The organism is Streptomyces sp. NPDC008092, assembly GCF_042957285.1.
Lineage (GTDB): Bacteria > Actinomycetota > Actinomycetes > Streptomycetales > Streptomycetaceae > Streptomyces.
Genome location: NZ_JBIBHY010000014.1, coordinates 179,932 through 204,057, shown reverse-complemented (window position 1 = coordinate 204,057; position 24,126 = coordinate 179,932). Strand labels below are relative to the sequence as shown.

Below are 24,126 nucleotides of genomic sequence, written 5' to 3'. Positions count from 1 at the left end.
CGGCCGGCGGCCCGCCGAGGCGCCGGCCGGTGCGTCAGCGCCCGAACTTCGCCAGGGCCGCCGGGGTGACGGGGGTGAAGAAGTTGACGAGGTTGCCGTCCGGGTCGCGGAACAGCAGCGACCGGTTGCCCCAGGGCATCGTGGTGGGCTCGGTGACGAAGTCGCCGACGAAGTCCTTCAGGTTCTGGTGGACGCGGTCCACGTCGTCGACGAGGAACTCGGTGATCACGCTGTGGTTCTCCGCCGGGCGGGCGGAACCCGGGGCGAACAGCGGGACGGTGCGGGTACCGGCGATCGCGAGGGTCGCGCCGGCCGTCCGGAGTTCGGCGAAGTCCTCGGTGGCCCACGCCGCCCGCGCCCCCGTGGCGCGCTCGTAGAACTCGACGAGGCGCGCCACGTCGCCGGTGATGATGCGGATCGAGACGAAGTCCATGGGATCTCCTTGGCTGTGCTGAAGGCGTGCACAGCGCAGGCTAGGAGAAATAGCGGACAGAATCGGTCCGGTATCCGCGCTAGGTTGTGCACATGTCCCGACCCGCCGGCCGCGTGCTGACCCTCCTGGAACTGCTCCAGTCGGGCGGCACCCGGACCGTGGCCGAACTCGCCGACCGGCTCGGCGTCGAAGGGCGCACCGTGCGCCGCTACGTGGAGCAGCTGATCGACCTGGACGTGCCCGTGGAGTCGGTGCGCGGCCGCTACGGCGGGTACCGGCTCGCCCCCGGCTACCGGCTGCCGCCGCTCATGCTCGGCGACGACGAGGCGCTGGCCGTGCTGCTGGGCCTGGTCGCCGGCCGCCGGGCGGGGCTGACGACGGCGGAGCGCACGGCGAACGAGACGGCGTCGGCGAAGATCCGGCGGGTGCTGCCCGGGCACGTCGCCCGCCGGCTCGACACCCTCCTGGAGGCACTCGCCTTCACCGAGCAGCCGGGCGAGTCCGACGCGCCGGACGCCGGGATCCTGCTCACCGTCGCCGACGCGGTACGCCACCGCCGGCCGGTCTCGATCCGCTACACCGACCGCGACGGACGACGCAGCGAACGCACGCTGCACGCGTACGGGATCGTCGCGCACGCGGGCCGGTGGTACGTCACGGGCCGGGACGCCTCGGCGGACGCCGACCGGACCTTCCGGCTCGACCGGATCGCGGACGCGAGGACCCTGCCCGGCACCTTCGAGGCGCCCGTGGGTCCCGGTCCCGCGGAGCGCGTGCTGTCGGGGTTCGCCACGGCCGAGTACCGGCACGAGGTGACCTTGCGGATCCACGGCACGGTCGAGCAGATCCGGGCCCGTCTGCCCGCCGGCGTCGCGACCCTGGAGGAGCAGGAGGATCCCGCGGGCCGGGACCGGACGGCCGAGCGCTGGCGGCGCGTCGAGCTGCGGGCGGAGCGGCTCGACTGGCTGCCCCCGGTACTCGCCGCGCTCGACCGGCCGTTCGTCGTCGAGCGCCCCGACGAACTGCGCGGCCTCGTCGCCGCGTTCGCCGACCGCCTGGCGTCCTACGCCCGCCAGGTGTGACCGCGGACGAACGGGCCCGGAGCCGTCACGGAGCCGCCGGGATCCGCGTCGCGCGCCGCCGTCCCGCACGCGGCGTCAGCGGGACGCCGGGAACCGTTCGATGTTGTCCTCCACCCAGCTGCGCAGGTGGGCCAGGGGACGGCAGGCGTCCTCGCCGAGCGGGGTCAGGCTGTACTCGACGCGGGGCGGGACCTCCGGGTAGATCTCGCGGTGGACCAGGCCGTGATCCTCCAGGCGGCGCAGTGTCTGCGTCAGGACCTTGGGGCTCACCCCCTGCAGACGCGCGCGCAGGGCCCCGAACCGCTGCGGCCCGTCCTCCAGGGCGCCCAGGGCGAGGGCGCTCCACTTGTTGGCGAGCAGGTCCAGCATGTCGCGGCAGGGGCAGGCGGCGAGGTAGACGCTCTTCGGGTCGTCGCACAGGTGTGCCGTGGTCGTCATGCTGCGATGGTACCCAATGGGAACCATGAGCCCTTGCGGGTAACCACGGTCCGTTTCGTACTGTCGCCGACGTGGCCGAGGACATGGACCGCCCGCTCGCGGGTGCTGTCGGTGCGGCCGCGTTCTGCCGATGTACCCGAGACGGAGCGGCGTCGTCCGCGGCTCCCGGACCACGCACCCATGGAAAGGCCGGACCACCATGAACGACACGTACGACATCCCCGCGACGATGCCCGCGGTCGCCTACCGCACGTCGCTGCCTGTCGACGATGCCGAGAGCCTGGTCGACGTCACGCTGCCCACCCCTGAGCCCGGACCCCGGGACGTGCTGGTGCGGGTGGAGGCGATCGCCGTCAACCCGGTGGACTACAAGATCCGGCAGAACGTCGACCCGGGCGGGGAGGCGAAGGTGCTCGGCTGGGACGCCGCCGGGACCGTCGTCGCCGTCGGCGGCGAGGTGGAGCTCCTCTCGGTGGGCGACGAGGTGTACTACGCCGGTGCGCTGGACCGTCCGGGCGCCAACTCCCGCTACCACGTGGTCGACGAGCGCATCGTCGCCCGCAAGCCGGCCACCCTCTCCTTCACCGAGGCCGCCGCGCTGCCGCTGACCTCGCTCACGGCGTGGGAGGGGCTGTTCGAGCGGCTCGGCCTGCGCACGGGTGCCCTGGAGCAGACCGGTGCCCTGCTGGTCACCGCGGCCGCCGGCGGGGTGGGCTCGATCACCGCGCAGCTGGCCCGCGCCCTGACCAGCCTCACCGTCATCGGTACGGCGTCGCGCCCCGAGAGCGTCGACTTCGCGCGCCGGATGGGGGTCCACCACGTCGTCGACCACCGCAGGCCGCTGACCGCGCAGCTGGCCGAAGCGGCGCCGGAAGGCATCGACTTCGTGTTCAGCACGACGGGGACCGAGCACAACCTGGCCGCCTACGCCGAGACCCTCAACCCCTTCGGCCAGATCGTCGCCATCGACGACTTCGACTCGCTGCCCCTCGGAGTGCTCAAGGCGAAGAGCATCTCCTTCCACTGGGAGTTCATGTACACGCGGTCGATGTTCCGCACGGCCGACCTGAGCATGCAGCACCACATCCTCACCCAGGTCGCCCGGCTGGTCGACGCCGGCATTCTCACCACGACGGCCACCCGCGACCTGGGCCCGGTCAACGCAGCCAACCTCCGTGCCGCCCACCGCGTCCAGGAGAGCGGCACCGCCATCGGCAAGACCACACTCACCGGATTCTGACCGGCCGACGCACCCCGCCCCGCCGCATCCGCGGGTGAACCCCTCGGGCACACCGTGTCGTGAACCTCCATGAGGAGCGGCTCGACGATCGCCCCCGTGACCCGCCGGCCGCCGTGCCGCCCCGGCGAAGGCTCAGTCGATGCAGAACTCGTTGCCCTCGATGTCCAGCATGGGGATGCACGCGTCATTGCCGTCGTACAGCGTCCGCACGTGCACCGCGCCGAGCGGGATCAGCCGCGCGCATTCGGCCTCCAGCGCGGCGAGGCGCTCCTCACCCACGAGGCCGGTGCCGACCCGCACGTCCAGATGGACGCGGTTCTTGACGGCCTTTCCCTCGGGGACGCGCTGGAAGTAGAGACGCGGGCCGACCCCTGAGGGATCCGTGCAGGCGAACCAGGCGTCCCGCTCCTCGGGCGGCTGCGCGAGCCTGAACTCGTCCCAGGTGGAGAACCCGGCCGGCGGCGGTGGTACGACGTACCCCAGCACCTCGCACCAGAAGCGGGCAAGACGCTCGGGTTCCGCGCAGTCGAAGGTGACCTGGAACTTCTTGATCGCTGGCATCGGCGCACGATAGCAGGCGGAGTCCGCCCCCAGCCGCCCCGCGACCTCACGAACTCTCCTTCCCGGGGCCGGTGTTCTGGTCGCGGGCCAGGGCGTGGGTGATCGCGGAGGTGCTTTCGTACAGCTCCCGGTACCGGGCGAACCGGCGGTCGTGGACATCCGCGGTGGCGGGATCGGGCCGGACCACCGATTCCGGCGGGTTCCAGGCCGTGATGTCCGGCCGGCCGACCAGCCCGGCGGCGAGGAAGGCGGCACCGTAGCAGGCACCGACGGTCGTGCGGGCCACGGTCTGTTCGAGACCGGTGACGTCGCTGACGATCCGGGGCCACAGCCCGCCCCGGGTACCGCCGCCGACCGCGACGGTCCGCCGGATGTCGGCGCCGGCCGCGAGCATCGTCTCGACGTTGTGCCGGACACCGTAGGCGGTGGCCTCCAGCGCCGCCCGCATCAGGTCGCCCCGGGTGTGGGACAGCGTCAGGCCCGCGATCACCCCCCGGGCGTCGGGGTCCATGACGGGGGTGCGCTCCCCGGCGAAGTACGGCAGCATCAGCAGGCCGTTCGCGCCCGGGGGCGAGGCGGCCGCCTCGGCGAACAGCACGCCGGGGGAGACGTCGCCGAAGAGGTGCCCCAGCCAGTCGGTGACGGCTCCCGAGGTGGCCATGCCGCCCGCCAGGCAGCGGGTGCCGGGCAGGGCACCGACCGTGGACCACATCGACGGGCTGGTCACGAGCCGGTCGACCGTGTTCACCAGGAACATCGTGGTGCCGTACATCAGCATCAGGTCACCGACGCCGTGACCGTCCACGCTGATGGCCTCGCTCCACGCGTCGATCGTCCCCACGACGACCGGCGTCCCGGCCGGGATGCCCGCGACGCGCGTGCTCACCCGGCCGGCCTCGTCGCCCGGCCAGCGCAACGGCGGGAGTTCGAGGCCGGGTGCGATGTGCTCGGCCCACTCGGGGATCCAGCGCTGCTCGTGGATGTCGAACAGCGGGGTGCACTGGCTGGCGGAATGCAGGTCCAGCACGTAGGCGCCGGTCAGCCGGTGCGCGAGCCACGACGCGGGCATGAGGAGGCGGCGGGCGCGTGCCCACGCCTCGGGCTCCCGCTCGCGGATCCAGGCGAGTTTCGGCCCGACGGCCTGGGACGACAGCGCCGAGCCGCACCTGCGGAAGACCGTGTCCGGCCCCAACTCCCGGTTCAGCCGCGTGATCTGCTCCTCGGCGCGGGTGTCCACGCCGTACAGCACCGCCGGACGCACCGGGTCTCCCGCGTCGTCGACCAGAAGGGTGCACGGGCCCATGCCGCTGACTCCGACGGCCCGGACGGTGACGTCGTCGCGGTCCAGCAGCTCGGCCGCGAGCGAGACGAACTCGTCCCACCACACCTGTGCGTCCATCTCCACGTGCCCCGGCCGGGGACGGTCGACCACGTGACCGCGTACGGCCTCGCCCAGGACGCGGCCGGCGGTGTCCACCACCACGCCCTTGGTGCTCGACGTGCCGACGTCCACGCCGAGGACGACGTCGATCATGCGCTGCCTCCCTTGGTGCCGGGTGCGCCACCGTAGCCTGTCGCCCGGACCGGCGAACGGCCGTGGTGCGGCAGGGCGGCTGCCGTGTCGTCAGATGCGTACCGCGGCGCACCCTGCGGCAGTCGTTGACATGTCCCTGCCTTGTGGCTAGCTTCACGAGGAGTTCCCGCTGTGCTCCTGGGGCTCCCGCGGCCCAGGACCCGTCGAAGCGTCCGTATCCCAGGCACCATCCCAGGCACCTCGTCTCCACGGTTGGACAACGTTGTCAGCCTTTGGCGATCAAGACATCCCCGCACGCCGCTCGTCACCCGGGGCCGCGCTCTCGGCGCGCAGACAACGTTGTCGGACCTCCACTCCCGAGTAGAGGAGCAAACCCCGTGATCACACGACTGTCGAGACCTCCCGGAACCATGGCGGCCGGTCTCCTCGCGGCCGCGGCGCTGGCCGCCGCCGGGCTGTGCACACCGGCGTGGGCGGCCGGGAAGGCCGCGCTCGTCACCGCGCCGGCGGCCCTCGTCAATCCGTTCATCGGAACGTCCAACCAGGCCGACGACTTCCCGGGCGCCGACGTCCCGTTCGGCATGGTGCAGTGGAGCCCGGACACGCCCTCGCGTCCCGACGGCGGGGGCTACGAGTACAACGACTCGTCGATCACCGGTTTCAGCCTGACCCACATCGCCGGCCCCGGCTGCGGCGCGGCCGGTGACATACCGGTGCTGCCCACGGTGGGAGCCGTGAACACCGCTGCCACGGACGCGTTCTCGCACGCCAACGAGTCGGCCTCCGCCGGGTCGTACAAGGTCGCGCTCGACAACCAGGTGACCACCGAGCTGACCACCACGACCCGCAGCGGCATGGCCCGCTTCACGTTCCCCTCGACCAGCCAGGCCAACCTGGTCTTCAAGCTGACCGGCAGTCAGAACGGCGGCTCCTCGGCCCAGTTCACCAAGGTGTCGAACACCGAGGTCAGCGGACAGGTCACCAGCGGCCACTTCTGCGGTGCGGGGAACACGTACACCGTGTACTTCGACATGGTCTTCGACCAGCCCTTCGCCTCGCAGGGCAGTTCGGTCGCCAAGGCCGCGGCCACCACGTCCCCGGCGCGGGCCGAGGCGTCGAAGAACGCCGCCGAGCAGCCCAACCGGCCGGTACTGCACGGCAGGAGCCCCAGCACGGGCAGCGCCGCACCGGACGCCGCCGCCTCGAACGGCTACGTCACCTTCAACACCACGAGCAACCCGGTCGTGCAGGCCAAGGTCGGCATCTCCTACGTGTCGGTGGCCAACGCCGTCGCCAACCGGGCCGCGGAGAACACCGGCTGGGACTTCGACGCGACCCGCACCGCCGCGCAGAACGCGTGGAACAGCACGCTCGGCAAGGTGCAGATCGCCGGCGGCACGGCCGCCCAGCAGCAGACCTTCTACACCGCGCTCTACCACTCGCTGCTGCACCCGAACGTGATCAGCGACAGCAACGGCCAGTACTACGGCTTCGACGGGAAGACGCACACCGTGGACACCGGCCACAGCGCGGTGTACGCGAACTACTCCGGCTGGGACATCTACCGGTCGCAGGCCCAGCTCGAAGCCCTGGTGGCTCCCCAGGCCGCCTCGGACACCGCGCAGTCGATGGTCGACGACTACGCGCAGACCGGGATCTTCCCCAAGTGGTCGGAGAACAACGGCGAGTCGTACGTCATGGTCGGAGACCCGGCCGACGCCGTCATCGCCGACTACTACGCCTTCGGCGCCCGGAACTTCGACACCGCGACCGCCCTGGCCGACATGGTCAAACAGGCGAGCACCACCAACAACGACCGGCCCGGCCTCGGTTACCTGAACTCGCCGGGATACCTGCCGCACGACGGCAGTTACGGCTGCTGCAACTTCTACGGCCCGGTGGCCACCACCCTGGAGTACGACACGGCCGACTTCGCGATCTCCGCGATGGCCGGGGCGCTCGGCGACACCGCCGACCAGAAGACGTACGCCAACCGCGCGCAGGACTGGCGCAACGTGCTCAACCCCGCCTCCGGCTTCGTGGAACCCCGGAACGCGAGCGGCTCGTGGACCGGTGGCTTCGACCCCACCAGCGGCACCGACATGGTCGAGGCCGACTCCTGGATCTACACCGGGATGGTGCCGTTCAACATCGGCGGCCTGGCCCGCGCCAAGGGCGGCAACACGGCGATGAACCACTACCTGGACACCGTGCTGCGCAGCTACACGGGCGCCAACGGCTATGCCTGGGTCGGCAACGAGCCGAGCATCGAACTTCCGTGGGAGTACGACTACACGGGGCAGCCCTACACGACGCAGGGCACGGTGCGGGCGATCCAGGACCAGATCTGGTCGAACACCCCCGGCGGCCTGGCCGACGGCAACGACGACCTCGGCGCGATGAGTGCCTGGTACGTGTGGTCGGCGCTCGGCATGTTCCCCGAGACACCCGGCACCTCCGATCTCGCCCTCGGCTCGCCGCTGTTCACGCAGGCCGTGGTCACCCTTCCCTCGGGCAGGACGCTCACGGTCAACGGCAACGGAGCCGCCGACAACGCCCCCTACGTCCAGTCCGCGGCGTGGAACGGCACGGCGTGGAACAACGCCTACGCCCCCACCACGGCGATCACGGGCGGCGGCACCCTGGACTTCACGCTGGGCACGGTGGCCAACACCTCCTGGGCGACGGCGGCCACCGCGGCACCGCCCTCGTACGCGGGGGACACCTCGGCGCCGGCCTCGCCGCGGATCGGCACGCTCACCTCCGCGGTGGCCTCGAACCTGTGCGTGGACGACGCGTCCTCCGGCACCGCCGACGGCACCCACGTCCAGATCTGGGGCTGCGACAACACCTACGCCCAGGACTGGATCGTCGCCGGCGACGGAACGGTCCGGGCCCTCGGCAAGTGTCTGGACGCCGATCACAGCGGGACCACCAACGGCACGCTGATCCAGCTGTGGACCTGCAACGGCACCGGCGCCCAGCAGTGGACCGCCGGCAGCAACGGGTCGCTGGTCAACCCCGAGTCGAAGCTGTGCCTGGACGACCCCAACTCCTCGACGTCGAACGGTACCCAGCTTCAGCTGTACACCTGCAACGGCACGGCGGCCCAGAACTGGAGACTGCCGAGCTGAGCCGTCGGCGGGGGAGCCGGCATCCCCGCAACCGTGCGGAGCCGGCCGGGCGATCGGACGCCCGGCCGGCTCATCGGTCACGCGGAGGCGGTCAGCAGTACAGGTTGGCGCCGGGGGAGACGCCCAGGATCGAGGTGAAGCGGTTGTAGGCGTCGACGCGGCTCTGGACCTGTGCCGGGTTCCGGCCGTCGCACTCCAGGGAGCCGTTGATGGAGCGGATGGTCTGGCCGAAGCCGGCGCCGTTGACCATGGCGTTGTGCGGGGTCATCGTGCCGGGGCCGCTCTGGGTGTTCCAGTACCACAGGCCGGTCTTCCAGGCGACGGCCGCGTCGTTCTGCACCAGCCAGGGGTTGTCGAGCAGGTCGATGCCGAGCGCGTCGCCGGCCGCCTTGTAGTTGAAGTTCCAGCTCAGCTGGATGGGGCCGCGCCCGTAGTAGGCGGCCTGGCCGGCCGGGCAGCCGTAGGACTGGCTCCAGTCGCAGTACGTCGGGTAGTTGGCGGTGTTCTGCTCGACGACGTACACCAGTCCGCCGGTCTCGTGGCTGACGTTGGCGAGGAAGGCGGCCGCCTCCTGCTTCCTGGTGGTGTCGCTGCCGGTGGTGGCGAAGCCGGGGTAGGCGCCGAGGGCGGCGGTCAGGCCCTGGTAGGTGTAGAAGCCGTTCCGGTTCGGGAACATCTGGTTGAACTGCGCCTCGCTGACGACGAACCCGGACGGGTTGCCGCCTCCGCCGTCACCGGCCGGGGCGTTCCACTTCTGGTTCGCACCGCCGGTGCAGGTCCATATCTGCAGGCGGGCGCCGTTGGCGCTGCTGTTGTCGCGCACGTCGAGGCACTTGTTCGCGGCGGGGTTGACGATGTCGTGGGCGGCGGTGACGACCCACTGCTGGTTGGCTCCGCCGGAACAGTCCCAGAGCTGGACCGCGGCCCCGTCGGCGGTGCCGCGGTCGACCACGTCGAGACACTTGCCGAGGGCGCGCAGGGTGCCGTCGCCGCTGTTCGACCAGCTCTGGGCGCCGGTGCCGTTGCAGTCGTAGAGCTGGACGGCGGTGCCGTTGGCGCTGTTCGCGCCGGCCACGTCGACGCACTTGCCGGCCAGGCCGGTGATCTGGCCGGTGGCCGCCTGGGCCGGGGCGACGGTGAACAGGGCGGACAGGACGGCGGCGAGGACGAAGCCCAGCGTGAGCCGGCCGAGGACACCGCGCCCGCGGAGGCGGGACATGACGGGAGATGGGCGCATGGAGAACTGCTCCTGACGGGAGACGAGGGGGGTGGGGGTGCGTGACCTGGCCTGCGGGGGCAGACGTCTCAGCCGAGGACCTGCTGGGTCACGACGATGTGTCCGGCGTCGGGGTCGAGGACACCGCCGAGGCGGCTGAACGCGCCGTCGGTCAGGTCGAGGCACTTGGGTTCCTGCGGGGTCTGGGCGAACGTGCCGCGGTCGTTGACCCGCACCGTCAGGGAGCGGCCGTTGGCGACGTTGGTGACCTGGACGCGCGTACCGAAGGGCAGTTGGGGCTGGCGGGAGAGGGAGGTGGCGGCCGTGTCGGCGTTGTTGTCGAACACCTCGCCGCTGGCGGTCAGGGCGCCGGGCGGCTGGGGGCCGTAGTGCGTGGCCCAGCACTGTTCGCCGGTCTGCTGCTGCGCGGGGGCGTTCCACTTCTGGTTGTCGGCGCCGGTGCAGGTCCAGATCTGGATCCGCGCACCGTTCGCGGAGGAGCGGTCGGTGACGTCGAGGCACTTGTTCGCCGCGGGGTTGACGATGTCGTGGGCGGCGGTGACGGTCCACTGCTGGTTGGCGCCGCCGGTGCAGGTCCACAGCTGGACCTTGGCGCCGTCGGCCGTGGAGTTGCCGGTGACGTCGAGGCACTTGCCGAGGGCGCGCAGGGTGTTGTCGGCGCCGGTGGTCCACTGCTGGGCGCCGGTGCCGTTGCAGTCGTAGAGCTGCACCGGGGTGCCGTCGGCCGTGCCGGCGCCGGCGACGTCGAGGCACTTGCCGGCCAGTCCCGTGACCGTGCCGGTCGCCGCGGCCGCCGGTGTCGCGGTCAGCGGGCTGAGCGACAGGGCGAGCACGGCTATGAGGGGGGTACCGCGTAACAGGGCGGTGCGGAAGGGAGTTCGAGCAGCCATGGGGGGTGGGGAAGCCTTTCCGAGGTGGCGCGCGGGTGTGGCGGACACCGACAGGACGCACGTCGGGACGACCTGACATCGGGAAGGTAAAAGGTCTATACCAAGGCCGTCAAGATGTGAACATGACAGATGTGTCGGTGTGTGGTGACCCGAAGAACGAAATCAGGCCACTGTTGAACTGCTGGTTCACCCAATGGCGACTCAGAGTTCATCAGTGGCATACAAGTTCATGGCCATGACCTCAAGACCTCGCTTGCGCAAGCGCACCCGGATCGGCACAGCGATCGCTGTCACCGTCGCCGTGGCGGGCACTGGCACCGTCGTGGCCCAGGCCCAGGGCTGGCTGTCGGCGCCGACGCACGACTTCGACGTCGCCGCCGACTCCTACTCCGGCCACCACGAGGTGACGGGTGACGTCCTGCGCAACGACTCGGGCGCGACCGCGGTCGTGCGGCACACCGACCCGTCCCACGGCACGGCGACGGTCGACGCGGACGGCACGTTCACGTACACGCCGAACTCCGGCTTCAAGGGCACGGACACCTTCACGTACACGGCGACCGACGCCGTACAGCTGTTCAAGGACACCCGGCGCAACGGCGACCCGCTGCCCTCCCTCGCGACGGTCGCCGGACCGGGCGGGACCACCACCAAGATCTCCGGTGAGGGCTACGGCTCCTCGCTCGCCCCGGTGCCGGGGAAGTCGGGCTACTTCTACGGCCTGACCGACCGCGGCCCCAACGCCGACGCCCCGGACGGCAACAAGTCCGAGATGCTCACCGACTTCACGCCCCAGATCGGCAAGTTCAAGCTCGTCAAGGGCCGGGCCGAACTGGTCGGGACGGTCACCCTGAAGGGGCCGAAGAGCCTCGGCGGCGTGGCGTACAGCGGCCGTCCGCCGCACGACACGAGCGAGGTGATCGACGACGTCGTCGCGACGAACGCCAACGGCGGCACTCCCACGCCGGTCGCCCGGGACCCGTACGGCTACGACTCCGAGGGCCTGGTGGCGCTGCCCGACGGCACGTTCTGGGTCTCGGACGAGTACGGTCCGTACCTCACGCACTTCGACGCGAACGGCTACGAACTGGGCCGGCTGACCCCGTACAAGGACAGCCAGGACAACCAGTACCACAAGATCGTCGGCTACTTGCCGGCCGAGCTGGCCAACCGCCTGAAGAACAAGGGCATGGAGGGCCTGACCGTCACGCCGGACGGCTCGACCCTGGTGGGCGTCATGCAGGCCGCGCTGCAGCAGCCGGATCTCGGCAGCACCAAGGCGTCCAACCTCGCGCCCACCCGCATCGTCACCATCGACCTGCGCACGTTCAAGACCAAGCAGTACCTGTACCTGCTGGACGACCCGGCCACCACGGGTGACGCCAACAGCGAGATCACGGCGCTGTCCGACACGAAGTTCGTCATCGACGAACGGGACGGCAACTTCGAGCCGTTCGCCCGGAAGTCCCTCTACGAGGTCGACATCAACGGCGCGACCGACGTCAGCGGGCTGACGATCGGCGGCAAGTCGCCCGAGGCGTTCGTCGGCAAGGTCGGCACCAACGCCGCTCTCACCGCGCTCACCGGCGCCGGTGTCCAGGTCGCGCAGAAGCAGCCGTACCTCGACCTCGGGACGCTGGTGAGCCAGCTCGACCCCAGCGGGAAGTTCTTCGGGCACGACAAGGTCGAGGGCGTCGCCACCACGGACGCCGGCAGGACGCTGTACCTGTCCAACGACGACGACTTCGGCATCGACTCCATCGTCGTCGACCCCGACGGGAAGTGGACCGTCCACCAGAAGGTGCTGCCGGCCACGGGCCAGGCCGACAACGGCGAGATCCTGAAGGTCGACACCACCAAGCTGCCGGCCGTCCTCAAGACCGTCACGGTGACGATCCGCGTGAACTGACGCACCCACCGTCCCGCCCCGGGCGCGTCCACCCGCTGGACGCGCCCGGGACGCGGAGACGGTCTCCGGTCACACGCTGCGGTCCGTGAGAACCTCCCCGGCCCGTAGCAGCGCCTCCTGGTGCCCGAAGAGCCCGGGCAGTCCTCCGGTGTGGACGAAGACGGTCCGCTCACCCGGGCGGATCTCCCCCTCGCGCACGGCCGCGACGAGACCGGCCATGGCCCGCCCGGTGTAGACGGGATCCAGCACGAGTCCCTCGGTCCGGGCGGCCAGGAGGATCGCCCGCGCCACCGGTTCGGTGAGCCGGGAGTATCCGGCGCCGACCTGGTCGAGGCGCAGCCGTGGCCGCCGTGGCGCGGCGGCGGGCGCGTACAGGTCGGTCAGCAGCAGGTCGAGGGTGCGGGCCGGATCCGCGACGGCTCCGCAGTGCACGCCCAGGACGCGGTCCTCGCCCAGGGCACGCACCAGCCCGGCCATCGTGCCGCCGCTGCCCAGCGCGACCACGGCGGTGGCCAGGTCGGGAGCCTGCGCGAGGAGTTCCCGCCCGCCGTCGACGTAGCCGAGGGCGCCGACGGGACTCGATCCACCGAAGGGAATGAGCGCCGGAGCCGCGTTCCGCCCGCGCAGTCCCGTGACGACCCGGTCGAGTTCGGTGGCGAGCGCGGCCTCGTCGACCGCGCCGGCCCACACGATCCCCGCCCCGAGGAGGCCGTCGAGCGCGAGGTTGCCTGTGGCCGTGCCGGTGGGCTCGCCCGCGAGGACGAGTACGACGTCCAGGCCGAGCCGGGCGCCGGCCGCCGCGGTGAGGCGGGCGTGGTTGCTCTGCGGCGCCCCGCTGGTGACGAGGGTGCGCGCGCCCTCGGCGAGGGCCTGACCGCAGGTCCATTCGAGCTTGCGGACCTTGTTGCCTCCGCCGCCGAGCCCGATGAGGTCGTCCCGCTTGATCCACAGGTCGTCCGGCCGGAGGCCCAGGGCCCGCGCGAGCCGAGGGGCGGGTTCCAGCGGTGTCGGCCAGGAGGCCAGGGTGACCTTGTGGTGCTCCTCGTGCATCGTGCCCATGCGGCAACCCCTTCGTCTCCGTGCCCGCGTGCCGTCCCCGGCCGACGTGCGCCACCGGCGGCGACGGCGACCGCACCATGACGGGGTCGACCGCACGCACGCCCTCGACCATGTTGAGCAGGATCGGCCAGACACAGCCACTCGTGATCACCACGGTCTTCATCGCGTCGCCGATGCCCGCGAACAGCATGATCACGGGGACGAGCACCGGGGGGCGGCACGGCACGCAGGCACTCCAGCACAGGCTCGCAGAAGGCCCGCCCCCGCGGTACGAGCCGATGACGGTGCCCAGGCCGACGCCCACGACGCCCGCGAGCGTGCAGCCGCATGTCAGGCGCACCACGCTGGGCAGCAGGTCGGTACGCAGGCGGTCGCCGGTCCACACCGAGGGGAAGGCCGAGCCGCCCTGCGCCGTGGTCGTCGAGACGTCGAGACCGTATTTCTTGTAGATCCCCTTCTTCCGGCCGAGATAGAGGGGGGCCACGTCGACGATCGGAATGACTCCGACCTCGACGCGGGTGATGCCGCCACCGGCCGACGCGGAACCGACGGAATTGCCGGACGAACCACAGGCGGTGGCCCCGAGTACGAGCGAGACGGCGGCGATGCCGACGAACAGGCGCTGCATTTTCTGTCCTCCCGCGGCCGCATCCGAAATGTTCCGGCCGGTCCGCGCGCATTGGGATGTGGTAGGGAGAAAGTCGAAGAGGTGGGACAAGGCGTCGAGTTCGACGTGCCAAAGGTGTCGTCCGGGGCCCACCCGCACATCCCCCGGGCACCGTCACTGGTGCGTACGGCAGTTGCCGTACGGCGCGGAAGGGATACGGGTACAGCCGTACCGGCCGCCACCGGAAAGGGCACTTCCAGGGGCGTCGCCACCATCACCCGGCAGGCACGGTCACTCCTGGCGGACGGCAGGGCGGACCCCGCCTGCCAGGATGGCGGCGCCGGTCGACTCCGGGCCGACACGGTGCTGATGAGATGAAAGGAACGGACCGGTGCCGGACACGGACGGGTCGTGGAATCCATGACGGAACAGGAGACGCGCCGGCAGCGGCGCGCGCGCTTCGAAAGCCTGGCGCACGTGGTGGCGGAGCCCCTGCACCGGTATCTGCTGCGACGGACGGCCCCTGACATGGTCGAGGACGTCCTGTCCGAGACCATGCTGGTGCTGTGGCGCCGTATCGATCTCGTGCCCGGGCTCGGAACCGGTTCCCCGCCCGACCGCGACGACGTGCTCCCCTGGTGCTACGGGGTGGCACGGGGGTGCCTGGCCAACGCCCGCCGGGCGGACGGGCGCAGGCTCCGCCTGGTCGAGCGGCTGATGCACACCCAGCAGGCCCCGGTGACCGCCGACACCGATCACAGCGAGCTGCACGCCGCGCTCGCCGCACTCGGGGAGCTGGACCGCGAGGTGGTGCGACTGTGGGCGTGGGAGGGGCTGGCGCCACGTCAGATCGCGGAAGTCACCGGACTGACGTCGAATGCGGTGAGCATGCGGCTGCACCGGGCGAAAAAGAGGCTTGCCGAAAAACTGCAGCCGGTGCGAAAGAACGCAGAAGGCCCCGGACACAAGATGAGTGAAGGAAGGAGCAGTCAGTGAATGACGACGAGCTGCTGACCCTGCTGAGGGCCGCGGACCCGGCACTGACCCCACGAGCTCCGCTGCCCGACATCGATCGTCTTGTGGAGGATGCCTTGAACACCGAATTCGTGCTCGAACCGGAAAACACCGCCACCGCCACCGTCACGCATCCGGAAAAGGCCACCGCAGGAAAGGGGCGCCGGCGACTCTTCGGGCTCGCGGCTGCTGCCGCTCTGCTTCTCGGCGGGGGAATCACCGCGGGAATTGCCGCGAACAACGGAAACGGCCACCCGGCCGAGGCCGCCGCCCCGCTGAGTCTGGCCCTCTCCAGCAGCGCCCTCGGCAAGTGCCAGGAACCGGTTCCCGACCAGCTGGCGGGGTACCCGACGCTCTTCTACGGGACGGCCGCCTCCGTGAAGGGACCCTTGACCACCTTCCACGTCGATCACTGGCTGCGTGGCGGCGGCTCGGACACGGTCGTGGTGAACAGCGACCCCGACCTTCCGGAGCAGCTGACCTTCACGGTCGGGCAGCACTACATCGTGGCCGCCGACAAGAACGGCACGATTCCCGTCTGCGGCGCGAACTGGGTCTCGGACGAGACCTGGCAGCAGTTCCGCCAGGCATTCTGACGTTGACTCCGCGGTTTCGGCCGGTTCCTGAGCCGGAGTGACCACGGCGTTCCCGAGCACCACGACGAGTTGGCCGTGGTGCTCGGGGACGAGTGGGTGCCGGCACACTCGGGCCGGTGCTAGCCCCGGCCGTCGGTCTCCGGTACCCGCCGACTCACGGAACCCGTGGCCGGCGGACGGGAGCCGAGGGCGGCCCCGGGCGCCGGGCGCCGGGCGAGCGGTACGAGGGCGACGGCGATCGCGCCGAGGACTCCGGCCAGCGCGAAGGCGGTGAAGCCCCAGTCGTCGTGACCGTTGTCGGCCAGTGCGCCGACGAGCCAGGGGCCGAGTACCGCACCGCTGCGGCCGACCCCGGTCACCCAGCCGAGCCCTGTCGCCCGTGCGCTGTCGGGGTAGACGGTGCTGGTGGCGGCGTAGACCATGACCTGCGCGCTGAAGAGCCAGATGCCGGTCACGGCGACCACGGCGTAGGTGGCGGCCAGCGGCAGGTGCGCTTGGAGCAGCAGGGCGCCCGCCGCCGTCAGGACGAACCAGATCGCCGAGACACGGACCGCGCCGTAGCGGTCGGCGGTGCGACCGGCGACCAGCATGCCGACGATACCGCCCGCGTTGATCACGAGCAGGAAGCTGACCGAGGACGTCATGCCGTATCCGGAGGCCAGCATCATCTGCGGCAGCCAGGTGCTCACGCCGTAGACCAGGAGCAGACCGCAGAACGACGCGAGCCACAGGAGCGGTGTGGCGAACCGGGACTCGGGGGCGAACAGGACCCGCACCGCCTGGAGCCGCCCCTTCGCACCCGCAACCGGAGCTGCCGCCGGTACGGCGCGCGGCAGTCCGTACCGGTCGGTGATCGCGTCGGCCTGTGCTCCTCGCCCCTTGGCGAGCAGGACGCCCGGTGACTCGGGCATCAGCCTCAGCAGGAGCGGCACGGCGATCGCGGCCGGGACCACACCGGCCCAGAACACCCAGCGCCAGCCCGCCGTCGGGGCGACTGTGAGGCCGAGTCCGGTGGCGGCCATTCCGCCCACGTGGTAACTGGTCATCAACAGGCCGGTCGTCAGCGCGATCCGGCGTGGTGGGGCGAATTCCATGACGATCGCCAGGCACAGCGGCATCAGCCCGCCGAGCCCGAGTCCGGCGAGGAACCGGCCGGTACCGAAGACCGTGGGATTCGCGGCCAGGGCGCACACGGCCGAGCCGGCGGAGAAGAGACTCACGCTGCCCACGAGCAGGGGCCGGCGCCCCACCCAGTCGGTGAGGTTGCCGGCGGTGAGCGCGCCGATGAGCATGCCGAGGGTGGTCCAGCTGCCGATGGTTCCGGCGGTGGCTTTGCCGAGACCGAGACTGTTGTCCTCCAGCAAATGCGGCAGGACCGCGCCGTAGATGTTGACGTCCATCCCGTCGAAGAAGACCGCGAGCCAGCACAGGGCCAGTACCGGGGCGACGGTGCGGAGGGTGCGGGGAGGGGTGTCGGGCGGAGACATGGCTGTGCCGTAGGGGGGCATGGGCGCTCCAGAAGGGGGTTCGCGTGCGGCTCGGACGCAGCGCGCGGGCGGACTGGCCCACGGCTGCCGGCACGAAGGTTCGTCGAGTGAAGAATTCTTCATCGACTGCGGCCCTGAGTGTGTGGGGGCCGAACGAGCGCCGTCAAGAGCCGAACCCGGGGATTCTCCGTCAGTCCTGCGGCGGGCCCGGGGCGTCCGTGCCCGTCGGCGGCGGGCCGGTCCAGTTCGGTTCCTGCACGTCAAACTGCTTGCCGTAGTCCTTGCCCGGCAGCGGTTCCGTGCCCTCCGGCCCGGTTCGCAAGCCGTCCAGCAGCAGCCTCAGATAGCGCCGCCACAGATCCGGCTGCCCGCTCCGCTCGGTCACCGCGGCCAGCATCTGCTGGATCACGACCAGGTCCCAGGGCTCGGCGTCGGGACGGAGAACGCCCTGCTCCTTGGCCCGCTCGACCACGAGGTCGACGTTCCGCCTGATCTGCTCCCGGTGCCGCAGCCCCGCCGGCACCGCGCGCTCGCTGTGCAGCACGACCTCGCGCAGACCGCGGTCGAGCGCCTGCAGTTCGGCCACCCGCTCCAGGCTGACCGTCAGCCCGCGCCAGGCGTCGGCGTCCTCCGCCCCTTCCCGGGTGGCCTCCTCGACGCGCGCGAACATGTCGTCGACCAACTCGTCGATCAGGACCTGCTTGTTGGGGAAGTGGCGATAGGCCGTCCCCACCCCGAGCCCGGCGTGGCGGGCGACGTCGTCCAGGGTCGCCTTCAGGCCATGATCGCGGAACACCTCGCGAGCGGCGGCGAGGAGCTTGCGGCGGTTCAGCTCGCGGTCGCGCCGCGGCCGGGGCGTACGCGCCGCGCCGGAGCCGCCGGACTCTCCGGCCTCGCCGGACGCGGAGGGTGCAGCCATGCAGAGGTCTCGCTTTCGGGTGGCGCGTGATCGTCCCGGCACATCGTACGACCGCGCCGTCCGCAGGTCCGGCCGCACGGGCAGGCGGTCGTCGGTGCGCATCTTCCCCGGAGTGGAGGCTGAATCTCCGTTTCGTGTTACGGTGGCGGCACGGTAAAGCGGAGATTAGATCTCCGGATGATTCCCCGTTCGACACGGCAGGAGCAGACGCGATGCGTGGACACGATGCGGTCGCAGGCCACGGCGAGGGGGAGCGGTGGCGACGGCCTCGGCACTCCGGGCTGGTCGCCGTCATGACATGCGCCGGTGTGGCCGGCCGCGGAGTCATCGCCTCCGCGGCCGGACCGTCCACCGCGTCCGCCTCGGCGTCGGCCTCCGCATGCCGGTGTCCAGCTCGGGAACGCCGGGACTTCGGGCGGTCAGTCGACGCCGACGGCCGGTGGTCTTCGGGCGGCGATGGTCTTGCGGAGGCGGTCCTGCGCGTCGGTGGGAGCATCCGCGGTCACCAGCGCCTCCGCCACCGCGCCCGCGACCGGCGCCACGTCGAGGACCCGGGGGCGGGCCAGCGGTGCCTCGACGGCCAGGCGGGCGCCGATGTGGTCCCGGAGCAGCAGCTGATCGTTCTGCAGGGTGCCGCCGCCCAGCACCACCGGGGTCGGGGTGCGCAGCAGTCGCAGGCGGCGGAGCAACGCCGTGACCATGGCGACGATCTCGTCGCCGAGGCGTTCCACGATGCCGCGCGCCACCGCGTCGCCGCTCTCGGCGGTCGCGAAGACCAGGGGTGCCAGGCCGTGCAGTGCGGTCACCGGGATCTCTCCGGCGCTCACGGCCAGCGCGACGGCCTCGACGCTGTCCAGGCCGAAGGGCGCCGGCAGCTCCTGGCGCAGCCGGGTGGCCGGCCCCCGTCCGTCGCCCGCGCGCACCGCGGCGCCCAGGCCTGCCCGGGCCACCGCGAGCCCGCCGCCCCAGTCCCCGGTGATGTCGCCGAGGGAGAGGAAGCGGGCCGAGCGGCCGCCCGGATGGACGGCGGCCGCGTTGATGCCTGCGCCGGACACGACCGCCACTCCCCAGCCGTCCGGCGCGCCGGCCCGCAGGACGGCCAGGGTGTCGTTGCGGACCAGGACCTGATGGGCCACGCCCAGCGCGGTCAACTGCCGTAGCGCCAGCCGCTCCTGGGCCCGGCGGTCGACGTTCGCGAGGAAGTACGCGCCGACCGGGACCGGGGTTGTGGCGGGCAGGCCCGCCTGTGCGAGCGCGTGCCTGCCGAGGCGGGCGAGCCGTTCGGTGGTGGTCTCCATGCCTTCGGTGTGCGGGCGGGTGCCCGCGCCGCGCACCCAGGACAGCAGCCGGCCCTCGGTGTCGGCGAGGACGAGGTCGGTCTTGGAGTTCCCGCCGTCGACGCCCACCACCAGCTCAGGCATCGGCGGCCTCGCTCGCGAAGAACCGGGGCAGGTGGGCGCGGTTGGCGTCGAGCAGTGCGTCGAGGAGTTCGGCGGCGAGCTCCCATTCGCGTACCAGCGGGTTGGCCACCAGTGCCCGCCGGGCGATCGTACGGTCCCCGGTCAGGGCGGCCTCGATCGCGAGGGTCTCGTACGCGGTGACCGCCTGGACCAGCCCGAGCATCTCGGGCGGCAACGGCGGCACGGGCACCGGGTGCGGCCCGTCGGTGTCGACGTCGGCGGCCACTTCGACCACGGCCTCGTCGGGCAGCCCGGCCAGCAGCCCGTCGTTGCGGACGTTGACGTAGTGGTGCGCGCCGTCGCCGGTGAGGAGGCTGGTGACCAGGGCGGCCGCGGCCTCGCTGTAGTAGGCCCCGCCGCGCTGCTCCAGCAGGTCGGGCTTGTGGTCGAGGGCGGGGTCGGCGTAGAGGCTGAGCAGTTCCTTCTCGATGGCGAGGACCCGCTCGGCCCGGTGGCCGCCCGCCCGCTGGGCGCTCACCTCCTGTTCCGTGCAGTAGAAGTAGTGGAGGTAGTAGGAGGGGATGGCGCCGAGGTCGCGCAGTGCCCCGGCGGGGACGCGGATCTCTGCGGCGAGTTCGTCGAGGGCGGGCCCGCTCAGCAGTTCCGGCAGGCGGTCCACGCCGTCGACGGTGACCGAGCGGATCCAGGACAGGTGGTTGAGACCCGCGTGGCCGAGCCTGATCCGGCCGGGGTCGGTGCCCAGCCGGGCGGCCAGCCGTCGCTGGAACTTGATCGCCACGTTGCACAGGCCGACCGCGCGATGGCCCGCGTCGAGCAGGGCCCGGGTGACGATGCCGACCGGGTTGGTGAAGTCGACGATCCAGGCGCCGGGCAGTGCCCGGCGGCGTACCTCCTCCGCGATGTCGAGTACCACCGGCACCGTGCGCAGGGCCTTGGCGAAGCCGCCGGGGCCGGTGGTCTCCTGGCCGAGCAGGCCGAAGCGGTTCGGGAGGGTCTCGTCGACCAGCCGGGCGGCCTGGCCGCCCACCCGCAGCTGGACGAGGACCGCGGCGGCCCCGTCCACCGCCTCGGTGAGGTCGGTCGTGGTGGTCAGCCGGCCGGGGAAGCCCTGGCGGGCGAGGATACGGCGGGCCAGGCCGCCGATGACGGTGAGGCGTGCGGCGTCGATGTCGTGCAGGACGAGTTCGTCGACCGGCAGCACGTCGGCGCGCCGGGCGAAGCCCTCGATGAGTTCGGGCGTGTAGGTACTGCCACCGCCGACAACGGTGATCTTCACTCGTACTCCTGTGGGAGATGTGGGGGCGGCTCGGCCCCGGGAGGTCGGCCCCGGAGGGCTCAGCCCTTGACGCCGGTCAGCGCGATGCCCTCGACGAAGACCTTCTGCGCCAGGAAGAACAGCACCAGGACCGGCAGCAGGAACATCAGCGAGGCCGCCATCTGGAGCTGGTAGGCGTTCTGGTGCCCGTTCTTGGCGAGCTGGCTGAGGGCCACCGCGAGGGTCTGGCCGGTGTCGCTGTTGCCCGTGTAGAGCAGGGGGTTGTAGAAGTCGTTCCAGGCGTAGAGGAAGGCGAACAGGCCGACCGCGGCGATCGCCGGGCGGGCCATCGGGATCAGCACCCGCCACAGGATGCGCAGTTCGCCCGCGCCGTCCACCCGGGCCGCCTCGGTGAACTCGTCCGGGATCGTGAGGAAGAACTGGCGCAGCAGGAAGATGCTGAACGCGTCGCCGAAGAACGACGGCACGATGAGCGGCTTGAGCGTGCCGATCCAGCCGGCGTGCGCGTACATGACGTACAGCGGCAGGCTGGTGACCTGGGCCGGGATCATCATCGCGGCGAGGACGACCAGGAAGACCGCCTCCCGGCCGCGCCACTTCAGCCGGGCCAGCGCGTAGGCCACCGGCACCGAGGAGACGATCACGCCGATCGTGGACAGCCCGGCGTAGAGCATGGTGTTGAGCAGGTCGCGGCCGAACGGCATGGCCTTGAAGACCTCGCCGAAGTTGCCGAACTCCCAGGGCGAGGGCCACAGCGAGCCGGTGCCGGCCTGGTGCTGGGTCATGAACGCGGTGAGCACGCCGATCGTCAGCGGGAGGAGGAAGCAGAGCGCGACGGCGACGGCGGGTGCGTGCTCGGCGAGCAGGTACAGCGCGCGGCGCCCGGCACGCGGCCTGGTCAGGGGAACTGTGCTCATCGGCCACCGCCCGAGTAGTGCACGAAACGGCGCGAGGCGCGGATGAAGACCACGGTCGCCGCGAAGATGACGAGGAACAGCAGCCAGGCCATCGCCGAGGCGTAGCCGGTCTTGAAGTAGGCGAAGCCCTGCCGGTACAGCTCGGTCGAGTAGAACAGCAGCGAGTTGGCGGGGTAGCCGATCAGGTCGTTGCTGGACGAGGTGGCGTTCGCGGAACTGGAGGCGACGAACGCCTCGGTGAAGTACTGGAAGGTGTAGATCATCCCGGTGAGCAGCGCGAAGAAGATCACCGGAGAGATCGCCGGAAGGGTGACGCTGCGGAACTTCTGCAGCGTGCCCGCGCCGTCGAGTTCGGCCGCCTCGTACAGTTCACGCGGTACGTCGAGCATGGCGGCGGAGAAGATCACCATGACGTTGCCGCTCGCCCACAGCGCCATCAGGACGAGGCTGGGCTTGGACCAGGCGGGGTCGGAGAACCAGCCCGGGCCGTCGACGCCCACCCAGCCCAGCATCCGGTTGAGCGGGCCGACCGGGTTGAGCAGCACGATGAACGACAGGGCGGCGGCCACCACGGGCACCATCGACGGCAGGAAGAACAGCGTGCGGTAGACGGCCCGGCCGCGCTTGACCCGGATGATCACCCAGGCGGTGAACATGGCCCAGGCGGTGCGCAGCGGCACCATGACGACGACCATCCAGAGGGTGTTGCGCACGGCCACCCAGAAGGTGTCTGACTGGGTGAACAGGGCCCGGTAGTTGCGCAGTCCGACGAACTGGACCGGGCGGTAGGAGCCGGCCTGGAAGTCGGTGAGCGAGTAGTAGAGCGTGGCGGCCACCGGATAGAGCACGAAGACGCAGAACCCGATGACGAACGGGGACAGGAAGGCGAGCACGACCCACCAGCGGGCCCCGCTCGCGCGCCGCCGCCCGCCCCGGGCGGCGCGCGTGCGCGCGCTGCCCGGGGCCTCGCCGACGGGGGCGAGAGTGGTCGTCATCTCTACTGCCCGCTCTCGGAGTTGAGGTCGTCGATCTTCTTCCCGACCCCGGCGAGACCGCTCGCGGCGCTGCTCACCTTGCCCTGCTCGTAGTCGAGGAGGAACGCCCGCCAGGTGTCCATGTCCTCGATGCCGGCCGGGGTGAGCGTCTTGTAGGTGGAGTTCTTGTTCTCGAAGACGTCGACGAACGGCTTCCAGTGCGGGTCGTTCCGCTTGTCCCAGGCCTTGAGCGCGGCGAACGTGGTCGGGATGTTGTAGACCGTGTCCGCGAGGGTGTTCAGGAACGTCGTGTCGGTGGTGAGCTGCTGGAGCGCGAAGAACGCCTCCTGCTTGTGCTGCGAGCCGGCGGAGAGATAGGCGACCGTGCCCAGCGTGCTGCCCGCGCCGTACGTGCCCGACGACCCGTCCAGGACCGGCATCGGCACCACGCCGTAGTCGAAGTCCTTCTTCTCCGAGGCGATCTCGCCGACGTGCCACTCGCCGTCGTACTCCATGGCCGCGGCCCCGGTCAGCAGCGGGTTGCCCGCGTCGTCGGCATGCGGCTGGTAACGGCCCACGAACTTCTGGACGTTCGCCTCGCCGTAGTAGCCGATCAACTCCTTGTCCCATGCCAGCAGTTGCTGCCACTTGGCGTCGGAGGCAAAGGTGGTCTTCCCGTCCTTGCCGTAGAACTCGGTCCCGCTGTGCGCCCCGGTGAACAGGAACCGGTTGACGTCGTAGTCGGAGCGGGGCACGAAGCCGTACGTCTTGATGGAGCCGTCCGCGTTCTTGACGGTCAGCTTCTTGGCGTCGGCGGTGAGTTCGGCGAGGGTGGTGGGCGCCTTGGTGATACCGGCCGCCTTGAACATCTGCTTGTTGTAGTAGAGCGCGAAGGCGTCGGTCAGCAGCGGCAGCGCGCACTGCTTGCCCTGGTAGCGGGTGTAGGCGAGGGTCGCGGCCGGGAAGGTCTCGGCCGTGTCGATCTTGGCGGAGGAAAGGTAGGGGCCCAGGTCGGCGACGGTGCCGTTGTAACAGAACTTGGCCACGTTGTCGGGCGCGGAGCTGATGAAGACGTCGGGGGGATCGCCCGCGGCGACCGCCTTGGCGTAGGCCGCGTCGTCCTTGTTCGGCACGAACTTCACGGTCAGCCACGGGTACTTGGTGTGCAGCCGGTTCAAGGTCGCCTTGAACGCGGCCACCTCGTTGGGGAGGTGGTTGAAGGTCCAGACGGTGACGGTGGTGGGCTGGTGCGAGGCGCCCGCCGAGATGGCGGTGTCGGGTTCTGACGACGAGGCCCCGGTGGACGTGCAGCCGGCCAGCAGCAGCACTCCGGCGGCCGTGACGGACACGACCCCGGTGACAGGCCCGGTGATAGGTTTGAACACTGATCGTCCTTCC

Annotated in this window: 20 protein-coding genes and 1 pseudogene; 6 read left to right on the top strand and 15 right to left on the bottom strand. The window is 71.1% G+C overall.

The window, feature by feature from the left end:
• Positions 1–34: 34 nt before the first annotated feature.
• Positions 35–433 (bottom strand): VOC family protein, encoded by a 399-nt coding sequence (locus tag ACFZB3_RS37710; RefSeq protein WP_391384322.1) that lies wholly within the window; start codon positions 431–433, stop codon positions 35–37.
• Between the two features lie 92 nt (positions 434–525).
• Here ACFZB3_RS37710 and ACFZB3_RS37705 point away from each other — a divergent pair, with 92 nt between their 5' ends.
• Positions 526–1,515 (top strand): WYL domain-containing protein, encoded by a 990-nt coding sequence (locus tag ACFZB3_RS37705; RefSeq protein WP_391384319.1) that lies wholly within the window; start codon positions 526–528, stop codon positions 1,513–1,515.
• 75 nt (positions 1,516–1,590) lie between these two features.
• On the opposite strand, the gene ACFZB3_RS37700 is transcribed toward ACFZB3_RS37705, so the two are convergent.
• Positions 1,591–1,953 (bottom strand): winged helix-turn-helix transcriptional regulator, encoded by a 363-nt coding sequence (locus tag ACFZB3_RS37700; RefSeq protein WP_391384314.1) that lies wholly within the window; start codon positions 1,951–1,953, stop codon positions 1,591–1,593.
• 229 nt (positions 1,954–2,182) lie between these two features.
• Between ACFZB3_RS37700 and ACFZB3_RS37695 the strand changes: the two genes are divergently transcribed.
• Positions 2,183–3,193: a zinc-binding alcohol dehydrogenase family protein gene (locus ACFZB3_RS37695; protein WP_391384622.1), complete on the top strand. Its 1,011-nt coding sequence runs from the start codon at positions 2,183–2,185 to the stop codon at positions 3,191–3,193.
• A 132-nt stretch (positions 3,194–3,325) separates the two neighbouring features.
• On the opposite strand, the gene ACFZB3_RS37690 is transcribed toward ACFZB3_RS37695, so the two are convergent.
• A complete protein-coding gene (locus ACFZB3_RS37690; protein ID WP_391384311.1) occupies positions 3,326–3,754 on the bottom strand; it encodes a VOC family protein in 429 nt (142 codons plus the stop codon).
• A gap of 46 nt (positions 3,755–3,800) precedes the next feature.
• A complete protein-coding gene (locus tag ACFZB3_RS37685) occupies positions 3,801–5,288 on the bottom strand; it encodes an FGGY family carbohydrate kinase (protein ID WP_391384308.1) in 1,488 nt (495 codons plus the stop codon).
• A gap of 377 nt (positions 5,289–5,665) precedes the next feature.
• Between ACFZB3_RS37685 and ACFZB3_RS37680 the strand changes: the two genes are divergently transcribed.
• On the top strand, positions 5,666–8,422 hold the full coding sequence (locus ACFZB3_RS37680; RefSeq protein ID WP_391384304.1) for a lectin: 2,757 nt from the start codon (positions 5,666–5,668) through the stop codon (positions 8,420–8,422).
• 91 nt (positions 8,423–8,513) lie between these two features.
• On the opposite strand, the gene ACFZB3_RS37675 is transcribed toward ACFZB3_RS37680, so the two are convergent.
• The gene (locus ACFZB3_RS37675; RefSeq protein ID WP_391384619.1) at positions 8,514–9,641 is read right to left on the bottom strand and encodes a glycoside hydrolase family 19 protein; all 1,128 of its coding nucleotides are present in this window, start codon (positions 9,639–9,641) and stop codon (positions 8,514–8,516) included.
• A gap of 86 nt (positions 9,642–9,727) precedes the next feature.
• Positions 9,728–10,549 carry a lectin gene (locus ACFZB3_RS37670; RefSeq protein ID WP_391384299.1) on the bottom strand — a complete coding sequence of 274 codons (822 nt, stop codon included), beginning with the start codon at positions 10,547–10,549 and terminating at the stop codon, positions 9,728–9,730.
• A 235-nt stretch (positions 10,550–10,784) separates the two neighbouring features.
• On the opposite strand from ACFZB3_RS37670, the gene ACFZB3_RS37665 reads away from it, so the two are divergent.
• Entirely contained in the window at positions 10,785–12,458 is a 1,674-nt protein-coding gene (locus ACFZB3_RS37665) for an esterase-like activity of phytase family protein (protein ID WP_391384295.1), read from the top strand.
• A 69-nt stretch (positions 12,459–12,527) separates the two neighbouring features.
• Here the strand turns inward: ACFZB3_RS37665 and ACFZB3_RS37660 are convergent, their stop codons facing one another.
• Together ACFZB3_RS37660 and ACFZB3_RS37655 are read right to left on the bottom strand one after the other, a co-directional pair.
• Positions 12,528–13,508: a pyridoxal-phosphate dependent enzyme gene (locus ACFZB3_RS37660; RefSeq protein ID WP_391384616.1), complete on the bottom strand. Its 981-nt coding sequence runs from the start codon at positions 13,506–13,508 to the stop codon at positions 12,528–12,530.
• A 76-nt stretch (positions 13,509–13,584) separates the two neighbouring features.
• Positions 13,585–14,145 (bottom strand): annotated as a pseudogene (locus ACFZB3_RS37655) (ABC transporter substrate-binding protein); the annotation flags it as partial.
• Positions 14,146–14,544: 399 nt separating this feature from the next.
• Here ACFZB3_RS37655 and ACFZB3_RS37650 point away from each other — a divergent pair.
• Positions 14,545–15,120 (top strand): sigma-70 family RNA polymerase sigma factor, encoded by a 576-nt coding sequence (locus tag ACFZB3_RS37650; RefSeq protein ID WP_391384613.1) that lies wholly within the window; start codon positions 14,545–14,547, stop codon positions 15,118–15,120.
• Positions 15,117–15,734 (top strand): hypothetical protein, encoded by a 618-nt coding sequence (locus tag ACFZB3_RS37645; protein WP_391384292.1) that lies wholly within the window; start codon positions 15,117–15,119, stop codon positions 15,732–15,734. Before ACFZB3_RS37650 ends, ACFZB3_RS37645 begins: the two co-directional genes overlap by 4 nt.
• A gap of 119 nt (positions 15,735–15,853) precedes the next feature.
• Here the strand turns inward: ACFZB3_RS37645 and ACFZB3_RS37640 are convergent, their stop codons facing one another.
• The 7 genes from ACFZB3_RS37640 to ACFZB3_RS37610 all read right to left on the bottom strand — a co-directional run bounded on the left by ACFZB3_RS37640 (position 15,854) and on the right by ACFZB3_RS37610 (position 24,113).
• Entirely contained in the window at positions 15,854–17,221 is a 1,368-nt protein-coding gene (locus ACFZB3_RS37640; protein ID WP_391384290.1) for an MFS transporter, read from the bottom strand.
• A 190-nt stretch (positions 17,222–17,411) separates the two neighbouring features.
• Positions 17,412–18,140, bottom strand: a complete 729-nt coding sequence (locus ACFZB3_RS37635; protein WP_391384287.1) for a TetR family transcriptional regulator — start codon at positions 18,138–18,140, stop codon at positions 17,412–17,414.
• Between the two features lie 419 nt (positions 18,141–18,559).
• On the bottom strand, positions 18,560–19,561 hold the full coding sequence (locus ACFZB3_RS37630; RefSeq protein WP_391384284.1) for a BadF/BadG/BcrA/BcrD ATPase family protein: 1,002 nt from the start codon (positions 19,559–19,561) through the stop codon (positions 18,560–18,562).
• Positions 19,554–20,837: a 6-phospho-beta-glucosidase gene (locus ACFZB3_RS37625; protein ID WP_391384281.1), complete on the bottom strand. Its 1,284-nt coding sequence runs from the start codon at positions 20,835–20,837 to the stop codon at positions 19,554–19,556. The genes ACFZB3_RS37630 and ACFZB3_RS37625 overlap by 8 nt, the downstream gene beginning before the upstream one ends.
• A gap of 59 nt (positions 20,838–20,896) precedes the next feature.
• Entirely contained in the window at positions 20,897–21,754 is an 858-nt protein-coding gene (locus ACFZB3_RS37620; protein WP_391384278.1) for an ABC transporter permease subunit, read from the bottom strand.
• Positions 21,751–22,749 (bottom strand): ABC transporter permease subunit, encoded by a 999-nt coding sequence (locus ACFZB3_RS37615; RefSeq protein ID WP_391384273.1) that lies wholly within the window; start codon positions 22,747–22,749, stop codon positions 21,751–21,753. The genes ACFZB3_RS37620 and ACFZB3_RS37615 overlap by 4 nt, the downstream gene beginning before the upstream one ends.
• A gap of 2 nt (positions 22,750–22,751) precedes the next feature.
• Positions 22,752–24,113, bottom strand: coding sequence for an extracellular solute-binding protein (locus tag ACFZB3_RS37610; protein ID WP_391384270.1), 1,362 nt, complete (start codon positions 24,111–24,113; stop codon positions 22,752–22,754).
• Positions 24,114–24,126: the final 13 nt, after the last annotated feature.

Bases quoted from the DNA above. Each gene is read 5' to 3' on its own strand.
- ACFZB3_RS37620 (WP_391384278.1), bottom strand. From the start codon at position 21,754: ATGAGCACAGTTCCCCTGACCAGGCCGCGTGCCGGGCGCCGCGCGCTG.
- ACFZB3_RS37675 (WP_391384619.1), bottom strand. From the start codon at position 9,641: ATGTCCCGCCTCCGCGGGCGCGGTGTCCTCGGCCGGCTCACGCTGGGC.
- ACFZB3_RS37705 (WP_391384319.1), top strand. From the start codon at position 526: ATGTCCCGACCCGCCGGCCGCGTGCTGACCCTCCTGGAACTGCTCCAG.
- ACFZB3_RS37670 (WP_391384299.1), bottom strand. From the start codon at position 10,549: ATGGCTGCTCGAACTCCCTTCCGCACCGCCCTGTTACGCGGTACCCCC.
- ACFZB3_RS37690 (WP_391384311.1), bottom strand. From the start codon at position 3,754: ATGCCAGCGATCAAGAAGTTCCAGGTCACCTTCGACTGCGCGGAACCC.
- ACFZB3_RS37700 (WP_391384314.1), bottom strand. From the start codon at position 1,953: ATGACGACCACGGCACACCTGTGCGACGACCCGAAGAGCGTCTACCTC.
- ACFZB3_RS37630 (WP_391384284.1), bottom strand. From the start codon at position 19,561: ATGCCTGAGCTGGTGGTGGGCGTCGACGGCGGGAACTCCAAGACCGAC.
- ACFZB3_RS37650 (WP_391384613.1), top strand. From the start codon at position 14,545: ATGACGGAACAGGAGACGCGCCGGCAGCGGCGCGCGCGCTTCGAAAGC.
- ACFZB3_RS37615 (WP_391384273.1), bottom strand. From the start codon at position 22,749: ATGACGACCACTCTCGCCCCCGTCGGCGAGGCCCCGGGCAGCGCGCGC.
- ACFZB3_RS37665 (WP_391384295.1), top strand. From the start codon at position 10,785: ATGACCTCAAGACCTCGCTTGCGCAAGCGCACCCGGATCGGCACAGCG.
- ACFZB3_RS37635 (WP_391384287.1), bottom strand. From the start codon at position 18,140: ATGGCTGCACCCTCCGCGTCCGGCGAGGCCGGAGAGTCCGGCGGCTCC.
- ACFZB3_RS37695 (WP_391384622.1), top strand. From the start codon at position 2,183: ATGCCCGCGGTCGCCTACCGCACGTCGCTGCCTGTCGACGATGCCGAG.
- ACFZB3_RS37660 (WP_391384616.1), bottom strand. From the start codon at position 13,508: ATGCACGAGGAGCACCACAAGGTCACCCTGGCCTCCTGGCCGACACCG.
- ACFZB3_RS37640 (WP_391384290.1), bottom strand. From the start codon at position 17,221: ATGTCTCCGCCCGACACCCCTCCCCGCACCCTCCGCACCGTCGCCCCG.
- ACFZB3_RS37685 (WP_391384308.1), bottom strand. From the start codon at position 5,288: ATGATCGACGTCGTCCTCGGCGTGGACGTCGGCACGTCGAGCACCAAG.
- ACFZB3_RS37710 (WP_391384322.1), bottom strand. From the start codon at position 433: ATGGACTTCGTCTCGATCCGCATCATCACCGGCGACGTGGCGCGCCTC.